Raw genomic sequence first — 18,905 nt, 5'->3', positions numbered from 1 at the left:
GCTGCCCGTTTTAGCAACCTCCGTTCATACACATCCAGGAAATATCTTTTACACCGCCTGCTCTTCCAGTTCAGCTATCGTTTGAAGTTCGGTTGCTTTCACAGGCTCCGCTATACTTTGCAGAATAACAGAGGGCTTGCCTGCTGTGCAGCTTATCAACTTTTTTAGCTTGCTCAGGGTGATGGAGCCTATCACGTAACTGCCATTCCGGCGGGTGCAGGTCTCTTCTATACTTTCAAAAAAGCGCTCGTATGCCGCAAGTTCAGTTGTAAGGTCCGTTAAAAGCACATGCAGCAGGGTATCACCGCCGGGTACTGGTGGTTCGGTCTGGTGCAGTTTTTTATACTCGTAACGGTAATCATAAGTAAGTGCCGAAAGGTCTGAAAGCACTGCCGAAGCCGTAGGGTAAGCGCCGGCGCCTTTGCCTACAAAAAACTGGGTTTCAGCAAAGCTGGTGTGCGTAATCACGCCGTTAAAAACATCATCTACAGTATAGAGCTTGCTTTCCGGGCCCACAAATTTAGGGATCACGAAAAAGCCGATGGTGTTATCCGGGTTTTTGATGGCTTGCGCTACCAGCTTTATCTTATAGCCTTTTTCGCGGGCATATTGCAGCTCTGTATTCCCGATTCGGTCGATGCCCAGGGTAAAAATATCATCCGGGTTAAGTACCAGTCCGAAGGCGTGGGCTATCAGCAACAGCAGTTTATACTTCGCATCGGAGCCGCCGGTGTCCAGGCTTGGGTTGCTTTCGGCATAACCTTGTGCCTGTGCCTGGGCCAGCGCGATGTCGTAACCCAGGTTATCGGCAAAAATCTTGGTAAGTATATAGTTACACGAGCCATTCACAATGCCTTCCACAGAAGTCAGCAGGTCAGTGTCGTAATATTCTTCCAGGTTACGGATGATCGGGATACTGGCACAACAGGCTGCTTCATAAAGTAGTGGTGAGTTATACTTTCGCTGTAACTCCAGCAACTCTTCGAAATGTTCGGCTATCATTTTCTTGTTTGCAGACACAACTGCTTTCCCTTTTTTCAACGCTTCCGACACAATCTCAAAAGCAGCATCGGCATCATCGATCAGTTCCACTACCACGTTGATTTCCGGGTCGTCCAGTATGTCGTGTTTGTTTAACGTAAAGTTCTCGGCAGGTATAGGCCGGGGTTTTCCTTCCTGCCGCACGCATATTTTCTTGATGGTGGTTTTAAGTCCGGGCGTTTTGTGCAACACCTCAAACAAACCATACCCCACGCAGCCAAAGCCAAACAATCCGATAGTTAATTCTTTCCTGGTCATCGCTATAGTTTCTGTTCTTAGGCTGATATTTTTTCCTGTTTCGCTTTTGCAAGCGCCTTACTAATAGCTGTTTGCAGGTCTTCTATCAGGTCTTCAGCATCCTCTAACCCAACTGACAAACGGATCAGGCTGTCGGTTACGCCTGCCTGGTACCGCTTATCTGCAGGTATAGTTTTGTGGGTCATGGTGGCAGGGTGGCAGAGTAGGCTCTTAACCCCGCCCAGGCTTTCGGCCAGCTTAAAGTATTTGGTAGAACAAACAATCTCTTTTGCCAGTTCTGCCGAATCTATCGTTAAGTCGAAAGAAATAACGCCGCCAAAATATTTCTGCTGTTTGCGGGCAATGTCGTGGTGCGGGTGAGAAGCCAGGCCTGGGTAGTATACATTTTTAACACCTTCCAGTGTGGTTAGAAATTCGGCAACCTGCTGTGCATTGTGGCTGTGTTGCTTGTAGCGTAGTTGCAGCGTTTCGATGCCGCGTATCGTCAGCCAGCTATCGAACGGGCTAAGTACACCGCCGGTAGCATTTTGGTAGAATTTTATCTTCTCGCCGAGTTCGGGAGTGCTCGTAACTATAAGGCCGGCAATTACATCGCAGTGGCCGGCAATATACTTGGTACCGCTGTGTACTACCAGGTCAGCGCCCAGTTCTATTGGTTTCTGGCCAATAGGGGAGGCAAAGGTGTTGTCTACACAAAGCAGGCAGTTGTTGGCTTTGGCTACTTTGGCAATCTCGGCTATGTCGGCAATCTTAAGTGTTGGGTTGGTCGGCGATTCTATCCAGAAAAGTTTTGTGCGCGGCGTTACGGCATTTACCACTTTCTCAATCGAAGTGGCATCTACATAGTTTACGTTTATCCCGAATTTCTTAAACACCTGCTCAAACTGGCGGAAAGCGCCGCCATAAATATCATCTACGGCCAGAATCTCATCGCCATATTCCAGTAACTTAACTATAGCATCAATCGCTGCCAGGCCGCTGGCAAATGCATAACCTTTCGCGCCATTTTCAAGTTTGGCTATCAGGTCTTCCAACACTTTGCGGGTCGGGTTGTTGGAGCGGGTATAGTCAAACCCTTTGTTTACACCGGGCGCTTCCTGTACAAAAGTGGAGGTTTGGTAAATAGGTACGGCAATGGCGCCTGTTTGCAGGTCTACCGGAATGTGGTGGAGAATGCTGGTTGCTTCTTTCATTTCTGTCTGGATGTTGATGGTTAAAAATTGTAAAACCACTTATCCAGAGTTCCTACCGGAAGCGCATAAAAAAAGCTCTTCCGATAAGACAGAAGAGCCAAAGAAAAGGTACGTAACCTTGATTGCTCACTCTTGCTTATCTCCCCCTGCATTGCTGCAGAGCAGGAATTGGCACCATTATCAAATCGATTGGTTGCCAAGGTATCATCGGGCCTGTCCCTCCACCTTTCTGGATAAGAATTATTGCTACAAATCTACGGCAGGAATTTTATAAAGGTCAACCTTTTTCTAAAATTTTATTTTTTATGCCGCTGGCTATAGTTTAAAGCCACTTTTTAAGAAGTTTTATACGTTGTTCAGGGCCTGCAAAATGTCCTGCAGTATGTCATCCACTTGTTCCAACCCAACCGATATCCGGATCAAACCGGGGGTGATATTAACAGCCATTCTTTCCTGTTCGGTTAGTTTGGCGTGGGTGGTACTGGCCGGGTGTGAGGCTATACTTCGTGTATCGCCCAGGTTAGCTGTCAGCGAAAGCATCTGTAGGTTATTTAAAAATGTACGGCCACTTTCCAGCCCGCCTTTCAGCTCGAAACAAACTATACCGCCTCCGTTCTTCATCTGTTTTTTAGCGATCGCGTGCTGCGGATGGCTCGGCAGGTAGGGGTACTTCAACCACGAAATAGCTTTATGGTTTTCCAGAGCTTCAGCTACTTTAAGGGCGTTGGCAGCGTGGCGCTCCATGCGTACATCCAGCGTTTCCAGGCTCTTGCTCAGCACCCAGGCATTAAACGGCGAAAGGGCAGGACCAGAACTACGGCAAAACAGGTAAATTTCCTTGATAAGCTCTTTTTTACCGACAACCACACCACCCATCACACGACCTTGCCCATCAATCCATTTGGTGGCAGAGTGTACGGAAAGATGTGCCCCAAAATCGATCGGCTTCTGGCAAACAGGCGTGGCAAAGCAGTTATCAACGTTTAGGATGAGGTTATACTTTTGGGTAAGCTCCGATACAAATGCCAGGTCAATAATGTCCAGCCCCGGGTTGGTGGGAGTTTCCAGGTACAGCATTTGGGTGTTGGGCTGGATGGCGGCTTCCCATTCTTCCGGCTTATCGGCACTTACATAGGTATAAGTGATGCCGTAACGGGGCAGGTACTTGGTAACAATGGTGTGCGTGCTGCCAAAAATAGAGTTGCAGACCAGCAAATGATCGCCACTTTTGAGCAAAGCCATAAAGCTGGCAAATACCGCACTCATTCCCGAAGCTGTAGCAAAACCTGCCTCAGCGCCTTCCAAAGCACACATTTTATCTACAAACTCCTGCACGTTGGGGTTGCTGAAACGGCTGTAAATGTTGTCGTCGGTTTCGTCGGCAAAGGCGGCGCGCATACTTTCCGCATCCTCAAAAGTAAAGCTACTAGTCAGAAACAGGGGAGTGGCGTGCTCCATCTGACTGGTGCGCTCTGTCTGGATGCGGATTGCCTGCGTGATCGGGTCTAAGGCCATGGGGTTGGGTTTTAAAGTATAAAACTATAGTTACTCAGGTATAACTGCTATAGTTATACTTTGTTCACGTTTACTTCCCAGGTAATGGTGCAGCCCGCGCGGCGCAATGTTTCGGCTACGGAGCAGTATTTTTCTACGGATAGCTGGCAGGCTTTGTAGGCTTTGTCGGGGTCCAGGTTGCCGGTCAGGTTAAAGGTCATGTGCACAGTTTTCCAGAGCGAAAAATCCTGTACTTTTTCGCGCTCGCCTTCAATTACCATATGGTAGCCCTGCAGTTCCTGACGCTGTTTTTTAAGGATCGAGATCACATCAATGCCGCTGCAAGAACCCAGACCAATGAGCAAGGCCTGCATCGGGCGTACGCCAAAATTATGGCCTCCTGAGTCGGGGCTGTTATCTAAATGTACCGTGTTTCCCTGTTCATCTTTGGCCTCGAAACCATACTCGCCGCTTACTCTTTTTATTTCTATTGCTGCCATGCTGTTGTTTTTAGTTGTGGATGTAAAGAAAACATGTACTTACTTTGCATACAAATGAAAAACAACGCAACCCAATATTTTAACTATAAACAACCATTTGCACTAGAGAGTGGCGATGTTTTGCCAGAGCTTACGATAGCTTACCACTCCTACGGCACCCTGAATGCTGCCAAAGATAACGTGGTCTGGATATGCCACGCCCTTACTGCCAACGCCGATGCAGCTGATTGGTGGAACGGGTTGGTAGGCGAAGGCAAAGCACTTGATCCGGAAAAGTATTTTATAGTTTGCGCCAATATATTGGGTTCATGTTACGGCAGTACTGGGCCCACAAGTGTAAATCCTGAAATCGGGAAGCCATACTATAGCCAGTTCCCGTTGGTAACGATCCGTGATATGGTAGCGGTACATATTTTACTGAGGAAGCACTTAAGTATTGATAAAATCTATTTGCTGGCCGGCGGAAGTATGGGTGGGTACCAGGCACTGGAATGGTGCGTAATGGAAAGTACCGTGATTGATAACCTGTTTCTGCTGGCTACCTCGGCTGCCGAAAGTGCCTGGGGCATTGCCATCCATACTGCCCAGCGCCTAGCTATAGAAGCAGACCCAACCTGGCAAAACGCATCTGAAACAGCAGGAAGTGCCGGCCTGAAAGCGGCCCGCGCCATCGGTATGCTGACCTACCGCAATTACGAGATCATGGTTGAGCGCCAGTCAGATCCTGATCCGGAAAAGATAAATAATTACAGAGCTGAATCGTATATCCGGTACCAGGGGGATAAACTGGTTAACCGCTTTAACGCCTATACTTACTGGTTGCTCACCAAAGCCATGGATAGCCATAACCTGAGCCGTGGCCGCAGTGGAAATCTGGAAGATGTATTGCAAACTATAGCCCAGCCAACCCTTATTATCGGCATCAGCAGCGATATACTTTGCCCGGTGCAGGAACAGGTTTTTATAAGCCAGCAGGTGCCAGATGCCACCTATGTTGAGATTCATTCATCGTATGGCCATGATGGCTTTTTAATTGAATCGGATAGAATTGCGACGAACCTGGTGCCGTGGCTTAGCAAACTATAGTCTAGCTATTAGTAAATAAAAAAGCCCTACCGTTGCTGGCAGGGCTTTTTTATAGTAGACTGAAATGGGTTAGATGGTAACAGTTAGTTCAGCTACATGCATTTCAATAGGAGCGCCGCTGGCATCCGTTCCTTTTACAGACCAGTCGCCTGTAACGGTGTGTGTGCCGGCAGACTTCAGTTCTTTGTCGAAGATAACTTTATAAGTTCTGGTGGTACCGCCTGTCATGTTTATGCCTTCCCAGGTAGTAACTACGTTGCCGTTTCCGGTTTCTCGTGCAGCAGTAGCAATAGGTATGGCCTCCACGTAGGTAGTATGGGCCGTGTTACCGCCCTGTAGTTTCAGGTTAGTAAAATCTTCGCAGGCAGCTAAAGTATAGGTAGCCTCAATGCGGTACAGGTTACCACTGAGCTGTGTTGCTTTTGCTTCGCCCGTAAAGGTTAGCTTTCCTGTACAAGCCGCAATCACTTCCAGATCGGCAGTAGACATGGTTGCGCCGTAGCCGCTGCCACCCTTCGGAATGTAGTGTGATCTGAAACCAAACATACCCACTGCATCCGGAGTGTAAGTATAAGAAGCCATAGCATCAGTTGTAGTTACAGTTTCCTCATCTACAGTTAGCCAGTCAGTTGCCAGTGCAACGGTTGTATAGTTGCCCAAAGCATCTACAGCGCGCTGTATCCGGATAACACCTTCATTGGGGTTAGGCATTACAACAGCTGTAACAGTTACTTCCGAACCAACTTTAACCGGGTTATCACTAAAGCTTAGGCTTAGGGTTAAGCTTTCTTTTGCCGCTGCAGCAGGCTTGGTTTTGGCACCCTGGCTCAAACTGGCCGATGGGGAAACTTCTTCAGAATCAGGGGAGCACGCTGTAAATGCGCCCAGCAACACTAACAGAGGCAGGTAAATGGTTTTTGAAATTTTCATGTTTTAGATGTTTTAGTGTAAAGATTGATAGTAAGTATAGTTTAATAGTGTTTTGAGCAGACTATAGCTAATTTATGTGTCTAATTGCCAGCCTCTTCCATACAAAGTGCAGGTTTTTATTTTTGAATTATTTGTAGAATACTTTGTTTTGCTAAAATAACGCAAACATACTAAATAAGTTTATATATTAATATAAAATATTTAAATTATAATATTAAAAAAATAGCTGCCTTTTGCTCTATGTCTTATGAGCTTAAAAAACAAAAAGCCCTGCCAACATTGGTGGCAGGGCTTTTTGTTTTAAAAAAGTATAGGTTATGCTAGTTGCTTTTCGCGCTTTAGATCTTGCTTGGCTTTTTCTTCCTCTTTCAGCTTTTTATCGAGCCAGAAAGTACCAAATGGCACGAACGACAACGCAAACGCAACTATAGCTTTAAGTATAGACCAGCGATCTGCGAAAAACACATGTGCCAGTGTAGCCATGTACAATACAAACAATACACCGTGCACCCAGCCCACATACTTTACCAGTTCAGGTATACCGAACATATACTTCAGTGGCATTGCTATCAGCAGTAACACCAGAAACGAGATACCTTCATACAAGGCAATGGCACGGAAACGGGAAAGAGGAGTACTCATATCAGTAAAAAGTTAGGTTTTCAGATTATGCTGCAACTTAACACAGAACTTCCGTAAAACGTGCCTTTGGCTCTATAATTCATACTTCTTCTGCTTTTGAGTCAAATAACTGCCCGATAACCAGATACTGAGCATTTTATGCAACTGGTTTAAGTAAACTGGTAAGCTGCTCCTGGCGTTTGCGGAAATGGTCTTCTGCCGGCGTACTGCCTAACCCATAACTACTTATCTGGCTGGCTACGGTAGTGCGGTGCAGTAACAGTTCCATCAATTGCTTGTCCAATGTTTCCACTTCCTGGCGCAGGGTATCCAGATGCTCTACCAGTTCAGTTGTTTCGGTCAGCTTCACGCGGGTTTTTAGGGCGTTTAGCAATACATCCAGTTCCTGCGGCATCAATTGCTGCTGCTGGCTGCTAAGCGCCGCGGCCGGGTTCACGTGCGACTCAAACAGCAAACCATCTATACCTAAATCAAGAGCACGCTGGCCTACCGGGTACAACAGACTGCGCTTGCCGGCAATATGGCTTGTATCGCAAAGTATTGGCAGGCCTGGTAGCTCCTGGCGCAGTTGCAGCATTACTTCCCACTTGGGCTTGTTACGGTATAGTAGCTCCTTGTCTTCTCCTGAGAAGCCGCGGTGTACAGCACCCAGGTCGGTTAAGCCGGCTTGCTGCAAGCGCTCATAGGCACCTATCCAAAGGCCAAGGTCCGGATAAACCGGGTTGTTCACCAAAACAGGGGTAGTGGTCCCACGAAGCACATCTGCAATTTCCTGCACACTGTATGGGTTTACAGTTACCCTGCCGTTCAGGCAAAGTATATCTATCCCATGTTTCAGGGCTTCTTCGGCTTGCTGCGCATTCGATACATCTACGGCTACGCGCATACCTGTTTGTGCTTTTACCTGTTGCAGCCATGGCAAACCAGCATTACCGACACCCTCAAAGCTATTAGGGCGTGTGCGCGATTTCCAGATACCTGCCTTAAATATATTAACGGACTGCATATTCTGCAGCAATTTGGCAGTTTCTAATACCTGGGTTTCGCTCTCGGCGCTGCATGGGCCAGCAATCAGCACGGGCCTTCCGCTTGCATTCCTGAAGCTGGACTGCGGTGCCAAACTGATGGGGGTTTTACTTGCTCTCATGACTGTTTAAAAAAATACTGTTAGAAATTGGCTTTGAAGCCGTTTGGTTTAATGGTTTAAAAAGTGTTAAAAACAAAAGAGCCCCGCTTGTGGCGGGGCTCTCAATGGCTTTGTATTAACGTATATCTATACTATACACAAATGTCTACCACCAGAGCCCCGCATAGCTGGACCTTGCAAATATTGGTAAACGAATATGTACAGAATAATGTCATGTGTTATCTTAATTGATGCAAGTAAAAGTATAAATCCGTTTAAAAGCAATTTTTAAGCTGAAATTATTTTTTGTCTGCGTCTGGTTTCTGGCCAAAATCCTGCGGTGTTGGCAGGGCTTCATCCTTTTTGGGGAACAGTAGTGAGGCAATAACTGAAATGGCCAGAATTCCGCCAACCACACCAAGCGCAATACGCATATCCAGGTGGAAAATATCGCTCATCAGTAATTTAAAGCCAATAAATACAAGGATAACCGATAGGCCATAGTGCAGGTAATGGAACAGCTGAATGATACCGGCCAGGGCAAAATATAAGGCCCGTAAACCCAGTAACGCAAACACATTGGACGTGTAAACGATGAACGGGTCTTTAGAAATGGCAAGTATAGCCGGTATAGAGTCGGCTGCAAAAACGATGTCGGTCGTCTCTACCATGATCAGAACCAGGAACAGGGGCGTGGCAAAAATCTTTCCGTCTATCTTGGTAAAGAACTTACCGCCAACCGAGTGCTTCGTAAATGGCAGCTTTTGGCTGATCCAAACTATAAATGGGTTTTGCTCCGGGTGTAGCTCGTCGTCGCCTTTCTGGAAAGCCATTTTTATACCTGTAAATATCAGGAACGCGCCGAGTATGTAAATAATGAAGTGGAATTTGGCAATGAGCGCCACACCCACCAGTATAAACAGTGCCCTGAACACCAACGCACCGATAATACCCCAGAACAGGATCTTGTGCTGAAACTTGGCCGGTACTTTAAAGAAATTGAAAATAAGAATGAAAACGAACAGGTTATCGACGCTAAGTGATTTTTCAATGAGGTAAGCCGTTAAAAACTCGAGGGCAGGGGCAGGGCCTTTCCAGTAATAAATAAGCAGGTTAAAGCCCAACGATAACATGATCCAGAATCCGCTCCAAAGCAACGCCTCCTTTATCTTTACTTCATGCTCTTTTTTATGAAACACCAGCAGGTCGAGGCCAAGCAACGCGAGTACAAAAACATTGAAGAGGATCCAGAAATATATATTATCCATAAATAAATAGTATACGAAGCTAACTTATACTTTACATGGCTTTTATAGTTGGCAAAGCACAGTAGGGTAAAGTTAATTATTTGAGCGTAGATATATAGTTAACCGCTATGAAATTGTGCCGCAAAGCAGGAATGATACCGGGAATTACCGAGAGAGTGAAATTTAGTAACGGTCGAAGTGGCGGAAAAAGCTGTTTATTTTCATTTTAAGCACACCCAGCACAGCCTCCTTAAATATACCCGAAGACATTTTAGACTGGCCTTTGGTACGATCAGTAAAAATAATGGGCACTTCTTTTATCTTAAAGCCATACTTATAGGTCAGGAACTTCATTTCGATCTGGAATGCATAGCCCACAAACCGGATCTTGTTAAGCTGTATGGTTTGTAGCACTTTGCGTCGGTAGCACTTAAAGCCTGCGGTGGTATCTGCAATGGGCATGCCGGTGATGATGCGCACATACATACTCGCAAACCACGACATCAGTACCCGGTTCATGGGCCAGTTTACTACGTTTACACCTTGTATGTAACGGCTGCCAATGGCCATGTCGTAGCCATCCAGCGCGCAGGCGTCGTGTAGTTTTATCAGGTCATCGGGGTTGTGCGAGAAGTCGGCATCCATCTCAAAAATATACTCGTAGCCGTTGCGCAAGGCATACTTAAACCCATGAATATAAGCTGTGCCAAGGCCTAATTTACCCTGGCGGGTTTCCAGGTGCAGGCGTTCCGGGTATTCCAGTTGCAGGTCGCGCACTATGCTGGCAGTGCCGTCCGGTGAGTTGTCGTCAATGATCAAAAGATGAAAGGGGTGAGCCAGCGACATCACTTTTCTAACTATAGCCTCTATGTTCTCCCGCTCGTTATAGGTTGGGATGATCACCAACGATTCTTTCATACCGCAAATATAGCTATTCGGCTATTGATGGTGCGGGCCTTTTTAAATTAATTTTATGTGCTAATTCCTTGGCATGCCGGATGCAACTGGGCACCGAAACACCTGCCTGCCAGTTAGCTGCTATAAACAGGCCATCCTGCTCCAGCTGCTTTGCCATCTGGTGGGCATCCTCGATATACATGTCGTACTGCGGAATAGAATGCTCCATAAAATGCATGTGTTGAAAAATGGGTTTGTCGGAAGCGATGTGGTGTTTTTCTGCCAACTCCTGGTGTACGCACTGCATCAGTGTTTTTTTATCGGTTATGGCATGGGCTTCGTACTGTGCTCCGCCTACAAAGCTGGTAAACAACACTTCGTGGGGGCGGCAGCGGCCATCAAATAATGAACTAGACCAGATGGAGCCAACGGTAAAAGGACATTCAGCTTTTGGGTGCAACACGCCAAATCCGTCCAGGTCGTGCCTTACATCGCGGCGGTTATAAACGGTGTGCACCACGGCCATGGGTGGGTAATGTATGTTTTGCAGGGCAGCCGCCATACCCGGAAAAGTGAAGTGCAGTAGTTCAGCGGCGGGCAGGGCCGGTAGTGCCAGCACCAGCAGGTTATATTCCTGGGTATCGTAGTCGCCGGTGGTAGCGCAGCTAATAATGTATTTACCTTGGTTGCGGGTTATCATTTCTACGCGGTGGTCGGTGTGCAGCGATATCAGTTTTTCTGCAATGGCATTCGGTAAAGCCTGCATACCTTTGGCAAAGGAAATATTCTGGTGCGTAAGGTGTCCGTTCTTATGTTGTACCAGGCCTTTCAGCACAGAACCATAGCGGTTTTCCATTTCCTTCAGTATCGGGATAGCTTTATGCACCAATAGTTTTTCCGGGTCGCCGCCATAGTTGCCTGTTACAAATGGGTTTACGCTATAGTCGATAACGCCCGGGCCAAAGCGACGGTCAAAAAACTGGGTTATCGTTTCGTAAGTTATATCAGCAGGTGGCACGTCTTTTTCTTTTAATATGCGCAGCTTGGTCTTCCAGGAAAAAAACGTGTTGGATAGCAGCGAGAAAGGATTGGAAGGTGATTTTTCGTAGGTGCCATCATGCAAAACGTACCGGTTGTTGGTAGAATGTGCGGTGGGTATTACTTCCTGTTCAAGTTTTAATTCTTTGATCAGGGCTGTTAGTTCGGGTGTACATTGCAGGGCATTAGGTCCAAGCTCCAGCAGGTAGCCTCCTTCCTGTAAGGTTTTAATGTTACCGCCCACGTGCTCCTCTGCCTCAAACAGGTCGTATGGTATCCCCAGTTTCTGAAGATAATATGCCAGCGCCAACCCCGAAATTCCAGCTCCAATTATCGCTACCCTCATACTGCTCTTCTATCGTTTTGCGTCCTTCTATTGCACTATATTTTCATGCTTTTCTACAGATGGTTCTAATTTTATTTACGGCACTTGCAGAAAAATTATACCTATATCCAACGCTTTATTTTCTATTTTAGCATTTAAAACCATTTATAGTTCATGCTTTATCAGAAATGCGTGTTCCTGGACCGCGACGGCGTACTTAACCGCGAGCGCGGCGACTATACTTACAAGTTGGACGAATTTGAAGTAATTTCCGGAGTGCCTGAAGCGTTGGCATTGCTCAAGCAAAACGGTTATTTGCTGATAGTAGTTACAAACCAGGGAGGTATAGCAAAGGGTTTATATACGAGAGAAGATGTGATGGCCTGCCACCAGAAACTACAGCAAAGCTGCGGCAACCTGCTGGATGCCATTTACTATGCACCCTCACACCCAAACTATAGCGAATCCCTGTCGCGCAAACCCGATAGCCTGATGCTGGAACGTGCCATTGCGAAGCATAACATAGATGTTAACTATAGTTGGATGGTAGGCGATTCGTTACGTGATCTGGAAGCTGCAGATAAAGTGGGAGTGAAGTCAGTATTGGTTGGGGATAAATATGAAGCTGGCACTTACCCGTTACAAGTGAATGATTTGTGGAAGGCGGCTCAGGTTATAGTTGGTGGAAACTATAGTTCGTAAAGCTTGCCGAATACTTGCCTTCAAAGCAATATAGCTAAGTTAAGTAGGTCATAATTCCCCTCTTGAGAGGGGCTAGGGGTGTGTTTACTTTTGCTGATCCAATATCCAGCACTCTATAGTCCGCAAAACATTTGGCATATTCTGTTTAACTTCCAAATCAGTACATCGGAGAAAATAAATCTCAAAACTTTCTAATTGTTGCTGACGTGCAGTGTCTTTTGCAAAGCTATAGTTGTGTGAATCTCCATCTATCTCAATAGCCAGTTTCAATTCACTACAATAGAAATCAACTATAAAATTATCGAGTGGCTTCTGGCGATGGAAGTCAAAGCCCAGCATTTTGCTGCCTTTCAATTCTTGCCATAGAAGTACCTCGCTTAGCGTGCTATTGTTACGAAGTTGCCTAGCTAGTTCTTTTAAGTATGGTTTGTATGGTATGTGTTCTCTCATAATGTAAACACACCCCTAACCCCTCTCAAGAGGGGAATTGTTCCCTGCTCATTTAAAAGTTATACTCTACAATCCAAATTTATAGCCTAATGCTATAGTTCACCACAAATAAAAAAACCGGCCATAAGCCGGTTTTATATTTCTCAGGGTGTAAGTAGCTGTGTTAGCCGTTTACTTTCTCGGTTGCTGGAGTCTCGTTAGATGCCGATACGCTAACTTTTTCCTTTACAGTAGGATTTTCTACGTTACCCAGGTTATAGTTGTAAGCCGGGCAGTAGGTTTTGCAGGAAGCCATGCCCATAGCAAGGCAAAGCGTACCGAATACTAATAACTTTTTCATGACGGTGAATATTTAACGATGGTAGATCAAAAATAAGGGAAATACAATTAAAGCAAAAACAGTTCACTAAAAAAAGTGAAAATAGCGTTTACCTTATGCTTCGTAGCCCAAGATACGTAACATCGACTCACTTGTTTGCTCCGGAGCAAATTGCCACGTTTTTAATTCTCCGTTTTCGTCTCTATCCACTAAAATATGCTGCGGCGATGGTATCAGGCAGTGCTTAATGCCGCCGTAACCACTCAGCTGCTCCTGGTAGGCACCCGTATGGAAGAAGCCAATATAAAGCTGCTCATCTTTAGGGAGTTTAGGTAAAAATACCTGGAACGAGTGCATCTCCGAGTTATAGTAATCCTGGCTGTCGCAGGTCATGCCACCTAGCTGTATGCGGCGATATTCTTTGTCCCAGTGGTTAATGGCAAGCAATGGCCAGCGCTGGTTAAGTGCCCATGCATCCGGCAGATTCGTGATAAAAGAACCGTCTATCATATACCAGCGTTCTTTATCGTTCTGCAGCTTTTCATCCAGTATAGAATAGATGTTGGCCGCACTCTCGCCTACCGTAAAAATACCAAATTCGGTAAAGATGTTCGGCTCCGGCACTCCCTCTTCAGCACAAATGCGTTTTATAGTTCGCAGTATCTCTTCGGTCATGTAGCGGTAATCGTACTCTACCTGTATCGAGGTCTTTATCGGGAAGCCGCCACCAATATCGATCGTATCCAGTTCAGGGCAAACTTTCTTCAGTTCGCAATACTTGCGCACAAAACGGCTAAGCTCCGACCAGTAATACGATGTATCTTTAATGCCTGTGTTTATAAAATAGTGCAGCATTTTCAGCTCAAACCTGTCATCCGGCTTAATCTGCTTTTCATACAAATCAATCACATCGTTGTAGCGAACACCTAGGCGCGACGTATAAAACTCGAACTTCGGTTCTTCGTCGGAGGCCAGGCGCATGCCCAACTTCGTTTTTGCCTTCACATGCTCTTTGTAATAATCAATCTCGCCAATATGATCCAGGATAGGCATACAGTTTACAAAACCCTCGTTAATGAAATCAGAGATCCACTCGCGGTACTGCTGGCGTTTAAAACCATTGCAAACGATGTAGGTGTTCTTGTTTATCTTGCCTTTTTTGTAAAGAGACCTGATGATCTGCATATCGTAGCCCGACGAAGTTTCGATATGGATGTCGTTTTTCAGGGCTTCTTCCAGCACAAAAGAGAAATGCGATGCCTTGGTGCAGTAGCAGTAAGTATACGTACCGTTATAGTCCAGCTTTTCGATACTTTCGTTAAAAAGCTTTTTGGCACGCTGTATCTGCGAACTTATCTTTGGCAGGTATGTTAATTTAAGTGGAGTGCCATATTTTTTGATGATATCCATTAGCGGAATACCATTAAAAAGCAGCTCATTATTCTCCACCTGAAACTCGTCTGTCGGGAAGTCGAATGTCTGGTGGATGAGGTCGGTATATTTATCCATTCTCGATTGTGGGTATTATAAGAAAATATGCAATATTGATCGTTATTTACCATCTTTGCAATAAGTTTGTTCAAAATCTATGAAAAAAGTGAAACTGATAGAAGTGAGGTCGGAGTTGGGAGCCGGTACGCGCGGCGCCAGCATGGGGGTGGATGCACTGCGGGTGGCCTGCTGGGACAAAGGATCTGACTACTTCAAGCGTTTCAACTCTGTTTCTGTACCGGATCTGAACTATACCCTGTTCGACAAAGATCTTTTCCCGCATGCGCACCGCATAGACAGTATACTTACTGTACAAAAAAACATAGCCAATACCGTACAGCAAACTATAGCCATGGATATGTTTCCGCTGGTACTTTCCGGCGATCATTCCAACGCGCACGGAACTATAGCCGGCATCAAAGCCGCTTACCCTGATAAAACATTGGGTGTGATCTGGATCGATGCGCACGCTGACATTCATTCGCCGTATACTTCGCCTTCGGGTAATGTACATGGCATGCCCCTGGCCGCTGCCCTGCACATCGATAACCTGGAACGGCAAATAAATGAACCAGAGCCGGAAACGATCTTCTTCTGGAATTCGCTTAAAAAGCTTGGTGTAGATGGCCCTAAACTGGAGCCGCAGCACCTGGTGTATATGGTAGTGCGAGACACCGAAGAGCCGGAAGATTTTCTGATGGCCAAATACGGAATAAAGAATTATACCTACGCCGAGCTGAATGCCAAAGGAGTTGCCGAGGTAGCTGCCGAAGCCCTGGACCGTTTACGCGAGTGCGATATAATTTATGTATCCTTTGATGTGGATAGTCTCGATTCCAAATTCTCGAAAGGAACCGGCACACCTGTTGAAATAGGATTAACCGTAGAGCAGGCCAAAGAACTAAACTCGCTTTTGCTGCAGGACCCGCGCATTGTCTGCTACGAAATGACGGAGATCAACCCAACCCTTGACACCGAAAACACCATGGCCGAAAACGCTTTCGATATATTAGAAGCCGCCACCGAAGCCATTTTACACCGTGAATCTAAAAGTACAGCCATACATTAATGCAATTACAAGCTACTATTTCTAAACGCATAAGCGAGGCGCTTCAGGCCCTATTTAATATTACAATTGATGCCGACCAACTTGCTTTGCAGCCAACCCGCAAAGAGTTTGCCGGCTCTTTTACTTTCGTAACCTTTCCGTACACCAAGCAGGCTGGCAAAGGTCCTGAGCAGATCGGCCAGGCACTGGGCGAGTACCTGAAAGAGAATGCCAAAGAGATAAAAGATTTTAACGTTGTTAAAGGCTTCCTGAACCTGGAAGTAGAGCAAACCGAATGGTTGAGTCTGTTCCGCGACCTGATGCGCAACGACAAGTATGGCTACGGCAAGGATAGTGGTAAAAAAGTGATGGTAGAGTACTCCTCGCCGAACACCAACAAGCCGCTGCACCTGGGCCACCTGCGCAATAACTTTTTAGGCTACTCTGTTTCGGAGATTCTGAAAGCCAACGGCCACGAGGTGATGAAAGCCAACCTGGTGAACGACCGCGGCATACACATTTGTAAATCGATGCTGGCTTACCAGAAATTCGGTAACGGCGAAACCCCGCAAAGCAGCAACACGAAAGGCGACCACCTGGCCGGTAAATACTACGTGCAGTTTGATAAAGCTTATAAAGAGCAGATTGATGAGCTGGTAGCCGGAGGCATGGACAAAGAGGAAGCTAAGAAAAAAGCCCCTCTGATGCTGGAAGCCCAGGAAATGCTGCAGAAATGGGAGCAAAACGACACCGCTGTAGTAGACCTCTGGAAGCAGATGAACGGCTGGGTATACGAAGGCTTTGACGCCACCTATAAAAATATCGGCGTTGATTTTGATAAATTCTACTACGAGTCGGAAACTTACATGCTTGGTAAAGAGCGTGTGGAAGAAGGCCTTGCCAAAGGCGTATTCTTTAAAAAAGAAGATGGTTCTGTTTGGGTTGACCTGACCGATGAAGGCCTGGACGAGAAACTGCTCTTAAGAGCTGACGGAACATCAGTATACATCACCCAGGACATGGGCACCGCCGAGTTGAAGTATAACGACTTCCCATACAATCAGTCTATATATGTAGTGGCTGATGAGCAGAACTACCACTTCCAGGTTTTGAAAGCTGTTCTTAAGAAATTAGGTAAGCCGTACGCCGAAGGTATCTATCACTTGTCTTACGGCATGGTGGACCTGCCTTCCGGTAAAATGAAATCCAGAGAAGGTACTGTAGTTGACGCTGATGAACTGGTGCAGGAAATGATCGACACCGCGCGTCAGCAGACCGAAGAACTGGGTAAAATAGAAGGCTTTACACCAGAGCAGGCAAAGGAACTATACCACACGCTGGCAATGGGTGCGCTTAAGTACTTCCTGCTGAAAGTTGATCCGAAGAAACGCATGCTCTTCAACCCACAGGAGTCGATCGACTTCCGTGGCAATACAGGGCCATTCATACAATACACGCACGCGCGTATCGCGGCTATACTTCGCAAAGCTGCAGAAATGGGCTTAAAGGTTGACGTAACTGCTTTTGATTCGATAGAGATAATGCATGAGGCGGAGCAGGAAGTGATCACGCAGTTGGTAAACTATGGCGCTGTGGTAGAAGAAGCCGGAAAGCTGCACGCACCGTCTGTTATCGCTAACTATGCCTACGAGCTGGCCAAAGCCTATAACCGCTTCTACCAGGAGATCTCGATCTTCAACGAAACCGACGAACAGGCCCGTAACTTCAGAATTGCCCTATCAGCTATGGTTGCCCGTTTTGTACGCGAAAGCATGAGTTTGCTGGGTATTGCCGTGCCGGAGCGTATGTAATTTGTCTGAATCAGGATTTGTAGGATTAAGAAGGATAAACAGGATTTGGATTGTAGGGACAAGTCGCGACTTGTCTGCGATACAGGTAGTTACTTTAGAACTATAGATCAACTATAACTATAGCAAAAAAGTCCCCCTTTGAAGGGGGCAGGGGGATGACAAACGCACCATGAGCTATGCCAAACAACAATCACTACAACCAAAACCTAAAGCCATTTGCAAGATCGCTCCGAAAAGAATCTACAAAAGCAGAAGTGCGATTATGGTGTGAAGTTCTTAGTAAAGGTAAAACTGGTTATACTTTTCTGCGGCAGCGTCCTATTGGTAACTATATTGCTGATTTCTTGTGCAAGGAGCTGAAACTGGTTATTGAAGTAGATGGCTACTCACACAATTTTAAAACTGAAGAAGATTTAGAACGGGATAAAGAGATTGCTGATTTAGGGTATACTACACTCAGGTTTTCTGATACTGAAGTGATGAAAGATCTGCCGAATGTGGAGCGTGTTATAATTGGCTGGATTGAAAGTTCGCAAAAGTAGCTCATCCCCCTGCCCCCTTCAAAGGGGGACTTTTATCTGCTAAAGTAAATCTTAATAAATCAGAAAAATCTTAGTTCATCACTGATCAAACAATTAACTATAAACACCGGTTATCAACCGTAAACTATAAACTATATGAAAAAACTTGTTAAACTTTTGACGCTGCTGCCTGTATTAGGTATGATGGTAGCCTGTTCTGGAAACAATAACAGCAATACAGCTACTGCTTCTACTACAACATCAGACAAAACTATGGCAACAGAAACACAGACACAGCAAGGATTTTACGACTTTAAACTGACATCCCTGGATGGCGAAGATGTAGATTTGGCGAAGTATAAAGGCAAAAAGATATTGGTTGTAAATACGGCATCGGAGTGTGGGTACACGCCACAGTACAAAGATCTGCAGCAACTGCACGAAGCACATGGCGATAAGGTAGTTATACTTGGTTTTCCGGCGAACAACTTTGGCGGACAGGAGCCAGGCTCTAACCAGGAGATTGCTGCTTTCTGTGAGAAGAACTATGGCGTTACTTTCCCGATGATGGAGAAGGTTTCTGTTGTTGGCGAAGATAAGCACCCGCTTTATACCTGGCTGGCTGAACATGCACCGAACCACGAAGAACCAACCTGGAACTTCTGCAAATACCTGATCGATGAGAACGGCAAGGTCGTGGCTTTTTTCCCGTCTAAAGTAAAACCGATGGGTGAGGAGATTATCGCGGCCATTCAGAAATAAGATTTACTACTTACCGGAGTTTAT

Annotated in this window: 19 protein-coding genes and 1 riboswitch; of the genes, 6 read left to right on the top strand and 13 right to left on the bottom strand. The window is 46.0% G+C overall.

Translation table 11 applies throughout. The annotated features are described in order from the left end of the window. Positions 1 to 48: 48 nt before the first annotated feature. From GWO68_RS12580 to GWO68_RS12565, 4 genes are all read right to left on the bottom strand, one after another. Complete coding sequence (locus tag GWO68_RS12580; protein ID WP_162346800.1) at positions 49 to 1,299, bottom strand: homoserine dehydrogenase; 1,251 nt, start codon at positions 1,297 to 1,299, stop codon at positions 49 to 51. A gap of 17 nt (positions 1,300 to 1,316) precedes the next feature. Continuing rightward, entirely contained in the window at positions 1,317 to 2,531 is a 1,215-nt protein-coding gene (locus GWO68_RS12575) for a trans-sulfuration enzyme family protein (protein ID WP_317164526.1), read from the bottom strand. A 94-nt stretch (positions 2,532 to 2,625) separates the two neighbouring features. Further along, positions 2,626 to 2,732: riboswitch (SAM riboswitch) on the bottom strand. Positions 2,733 to 2,837: 105 nt separating this feature from the next. Next, complete coding sequence (locus GWO68_RS12570; RefSeq protein ID WP_162346798.1) at positions 2,838 to 4,007, bottom strand: trans-sulfuration enzyme family protein; 1,170 nt, start codon at positions 4,005 to 4,007, stop codon at positions 2,838 to 2,840. A 53-nt stretch (positions 4,008 to 4,060) separates the two neighbouring features. Further along, positions 4,061 to 4,486, bottom strand: a complete 426-nt coding sequence (locus GWO68_RS12565) for an OsmC family protein (RefSeq protein ID WP_162346797.1) — start codon at positions 4,484 to 4,486, stop codon at positions 4,061 to 4,063. Positions 4,487 to 4,540: 54 nt separating this feature from the next. On the opposite strand from GWO68_RS12565, the gene metX reads away from it, so the two are divergent. Beyond that, positions 4,541 to 5,572 carry a homoserine O-acetyltransferase MetX gene (metX, locus tag GWO68_RS12560; RefSeq protein ID WP_162346796.1) on the top strand — a complete coding sequence of 344 codons (1,032 nt, stop codon included), beginning with the start codon at positions 4,541 to 4,543 and terminating at the stop codon, positions 5,570 to 5,572. A gap of 69 nt (positions 5,573 to 5,641) precedes the next feature. Here metX and GWO68_RS12555 read toward each other — a convergent pair whose 3' ends face one another. The 6 genes from GWO68_RS12555 to hemG form a co-directional block, all read right to left on the bottom strand. Continuing rightward, positions 5,642 to 6,502, bottom strand: a complete 861-nt coding sequence (locus GWO68_RS12555) for a hypothetical protein (RefSeq protein WP_162346795.1) — start codon at positions 6,500 to 6,502, stop codon at positions 5,642 to 5,644. Between the two features lie 315 nt (positions 6,503 to 6,817). Further along, positions 6,818 to 7,144 carry a DUF3817 domain-containing protein gene (locus GWO68_RS12550; RefSeq protein ID WP_162346794.1) on the bottom strand — a complete coding sequence of 109 codons (327 nt, stop codon included), beginning with the start codon at positions 7,142 to 7,144 and terminating at the stop codon, positions 6,818 to 6,820. 136 nt (positions 7,145 to 7,280) lie between these two features. After that, complete coding sequence (locus tag GWO68_RS12545; RefSeq protein ID WP_162346793.1) at positions 7,281 to 8,291, bottom strand: 3-deoxy-7-phosphoheptulonate synthase; 1,011 nt, start codon at positions 8,289 to 8,291, stop codon at positions 7,281 to 7,283. 278 nt (positions 8,292 to 8,569) lie between these two features. After that, complete coding sequence (locus GWO68_RS12540; protein WP_162346792.1) at positions 8,570 to 9,538, bottom strand: TerC family protein; 969 nt, start codon at positions 9,536 to 9,538, stop codon at positions 8,570 to 8,572. 162 nt (positions 9,539 to 9,700) lie between these two features. Further along, positions 9,701 to 10,435, bottom strand: a complete 735-nt coding sequence (locus GWO68_RS12535) for a polyprenol monophosphomannose synthase (RefSeq protein WP_162346791.1) — start codon at positions 10,433 to 10,435, stop codon at positions 9,701 to 9,703. 13 nt (positions 10,436 to 10,448) lie between these two features. After that, on the bottom strand, positions 10,449 to 11,798 hold the full coding sequence (hemG, locus tag GWO68_RS12530; RefSeq protein ID WP_162346790.1) for a protoporphyrinogen oxidase: 1,350 nt from the start codon (positions 11,796 to 11,798) through the stop codon (positions 10,449 to 10,451). Positions 11,799 to 11,951: 153 nt separating this feature from the next. Between hemG and GWO68_RS12525 the strand changes: the two genes are divergently transcribed. Continuing rightward, complete coding sequence (locus GWO68_RS12525; RefSeq protein WP_162346789.1) at positions 11,952 to 12,479, top strand: D-glycero-alpha-D-manno-heptose-1,7-bisphosphate 7-phosphatase; 528 nt, start codon at positions 11,952 to 11,954, stop codon at positions 12,477 to 12,479. Positions 12,480 to 12,563: 84 nt separating this feature from the next. Here the strand turns inward: GWO68_RS12525 and GWO68_RS12520 are convergent, their stop codons facing one another. The 3 genes from GWO68_RS12520 to GWO68_RS12510 form a co-directional block, all read right to left on the bottom strand. After that, positions 12,564 to 12,929, bottom strand: a complete 366-nt coding sequence (locus GWO68_RS12520; protein WP_202923748.1) for an endonuclease domain-containing protein — start codon at positions 12,927 to 12,929, stop codon at positions 12,564 to 12,566. A gap of 163 nt (positions 12,930 to 13,092) precedes the next feature. Beyond that, positions 13,093 to 13,269 (bottom strand): hypothetical protein, encoded by a 177-nt coding sequence (locus GWO68_RS12515; RefSeq protein ID WP_162346788.1) that lies wholly within the window; start codon positions 13,267 to 13,269, stop codon positions 13,093 to 13,095. A 93-nt stretch (positions 13,270 to 13,362) separates the two neighbouring features. After that, positions 13,363 to 14,757, bottom strand: a complete 1,395-nt coding sequence (locus GWO68_RS12510) for a type III PLP-dependent enzyme domain-containing protein (RefSeq protein WP_162346787.1) — start codon at positions 14,755 to 14,757, stop codon at positions 13,363 to 13,365. A gap of 79 nt (positions 14,758 to 14,836) precedes the next feature. On the opposite strand from GWO68_RS12510, the gene GWO68_RS12505 reads away from it, so the two are divergent. The 4 genes from GWO68_RS12505 to GWO68_RS12490 all read left to right on the top strand — a co-directional run bounded on the left by GWO68_RS12505 (position 14,837) and on the right by GWO68_RS12490 (position 18,881). Beyond that, complete coding sequence (locus tag GWO68_RS12505; protein WP_162346786.1) at positions 14,837 to 15,808, top strand: arginase; 972 nt, start codon at positions 14,837 to 14,839, stop codon at positions 15,806 to 15,808. Next, the gene (argS, locus tag GWO68_RS12500) at positions 15,808 to 17,598 is read left to right on the top strand and encodes an arginine--tRNA ligase (protein ID WP_162346785.1); all 1,791 of its coding nucleotides are present in this window, start codon (positions 15,808 to 15,810) and stop codon (positions 17,596 to 17,598) included. Before GWO68_RS12505 ends, argS begins: the two co-directional genes overlap by 1 nt. Positions 17,599 to 17,774: 176 nt before the next feature. Then, entirely contained in the window at positions 17,775 to 18,140 is a 366-nt protein-coding gene (locus tag GWO68_RS12495; RefSeq protein WP_162346784.1) for an endonuclease domain-containing protein, read from the top strand. Positions 18,141 to 18,275: 135 nt separating this feature from the next. Then, positions 18,276 to 18,881, top strand: coding sequence for a glutathione peroxidase (locus GWO68_RS12490; RefSeq protein WP_162346783.1), 606 nt, complete (start codon positions 18,276 to 18,278; stop codon positions 18,879 to 18,881). The last annotated feature ends 24 nt before the right edge of the window (positions 18,882 to 18,905 follow it).

Source organism: Pontibacter fetidus (genome assembly GCF_010119545.1).
GTDB classification, from domain to species: domain Bacteria; phylum Bacteroidota; class Bacteroidia; order Cytophagales; family Hymenobacteraceae; genus Pontibacter; species Pontibacter fetidus.
The sequence above is the reverse complement of the archived record's forward strand: the minus strand, read 5'-3'. Positions and strand labels throughout refer to the sequence as shown.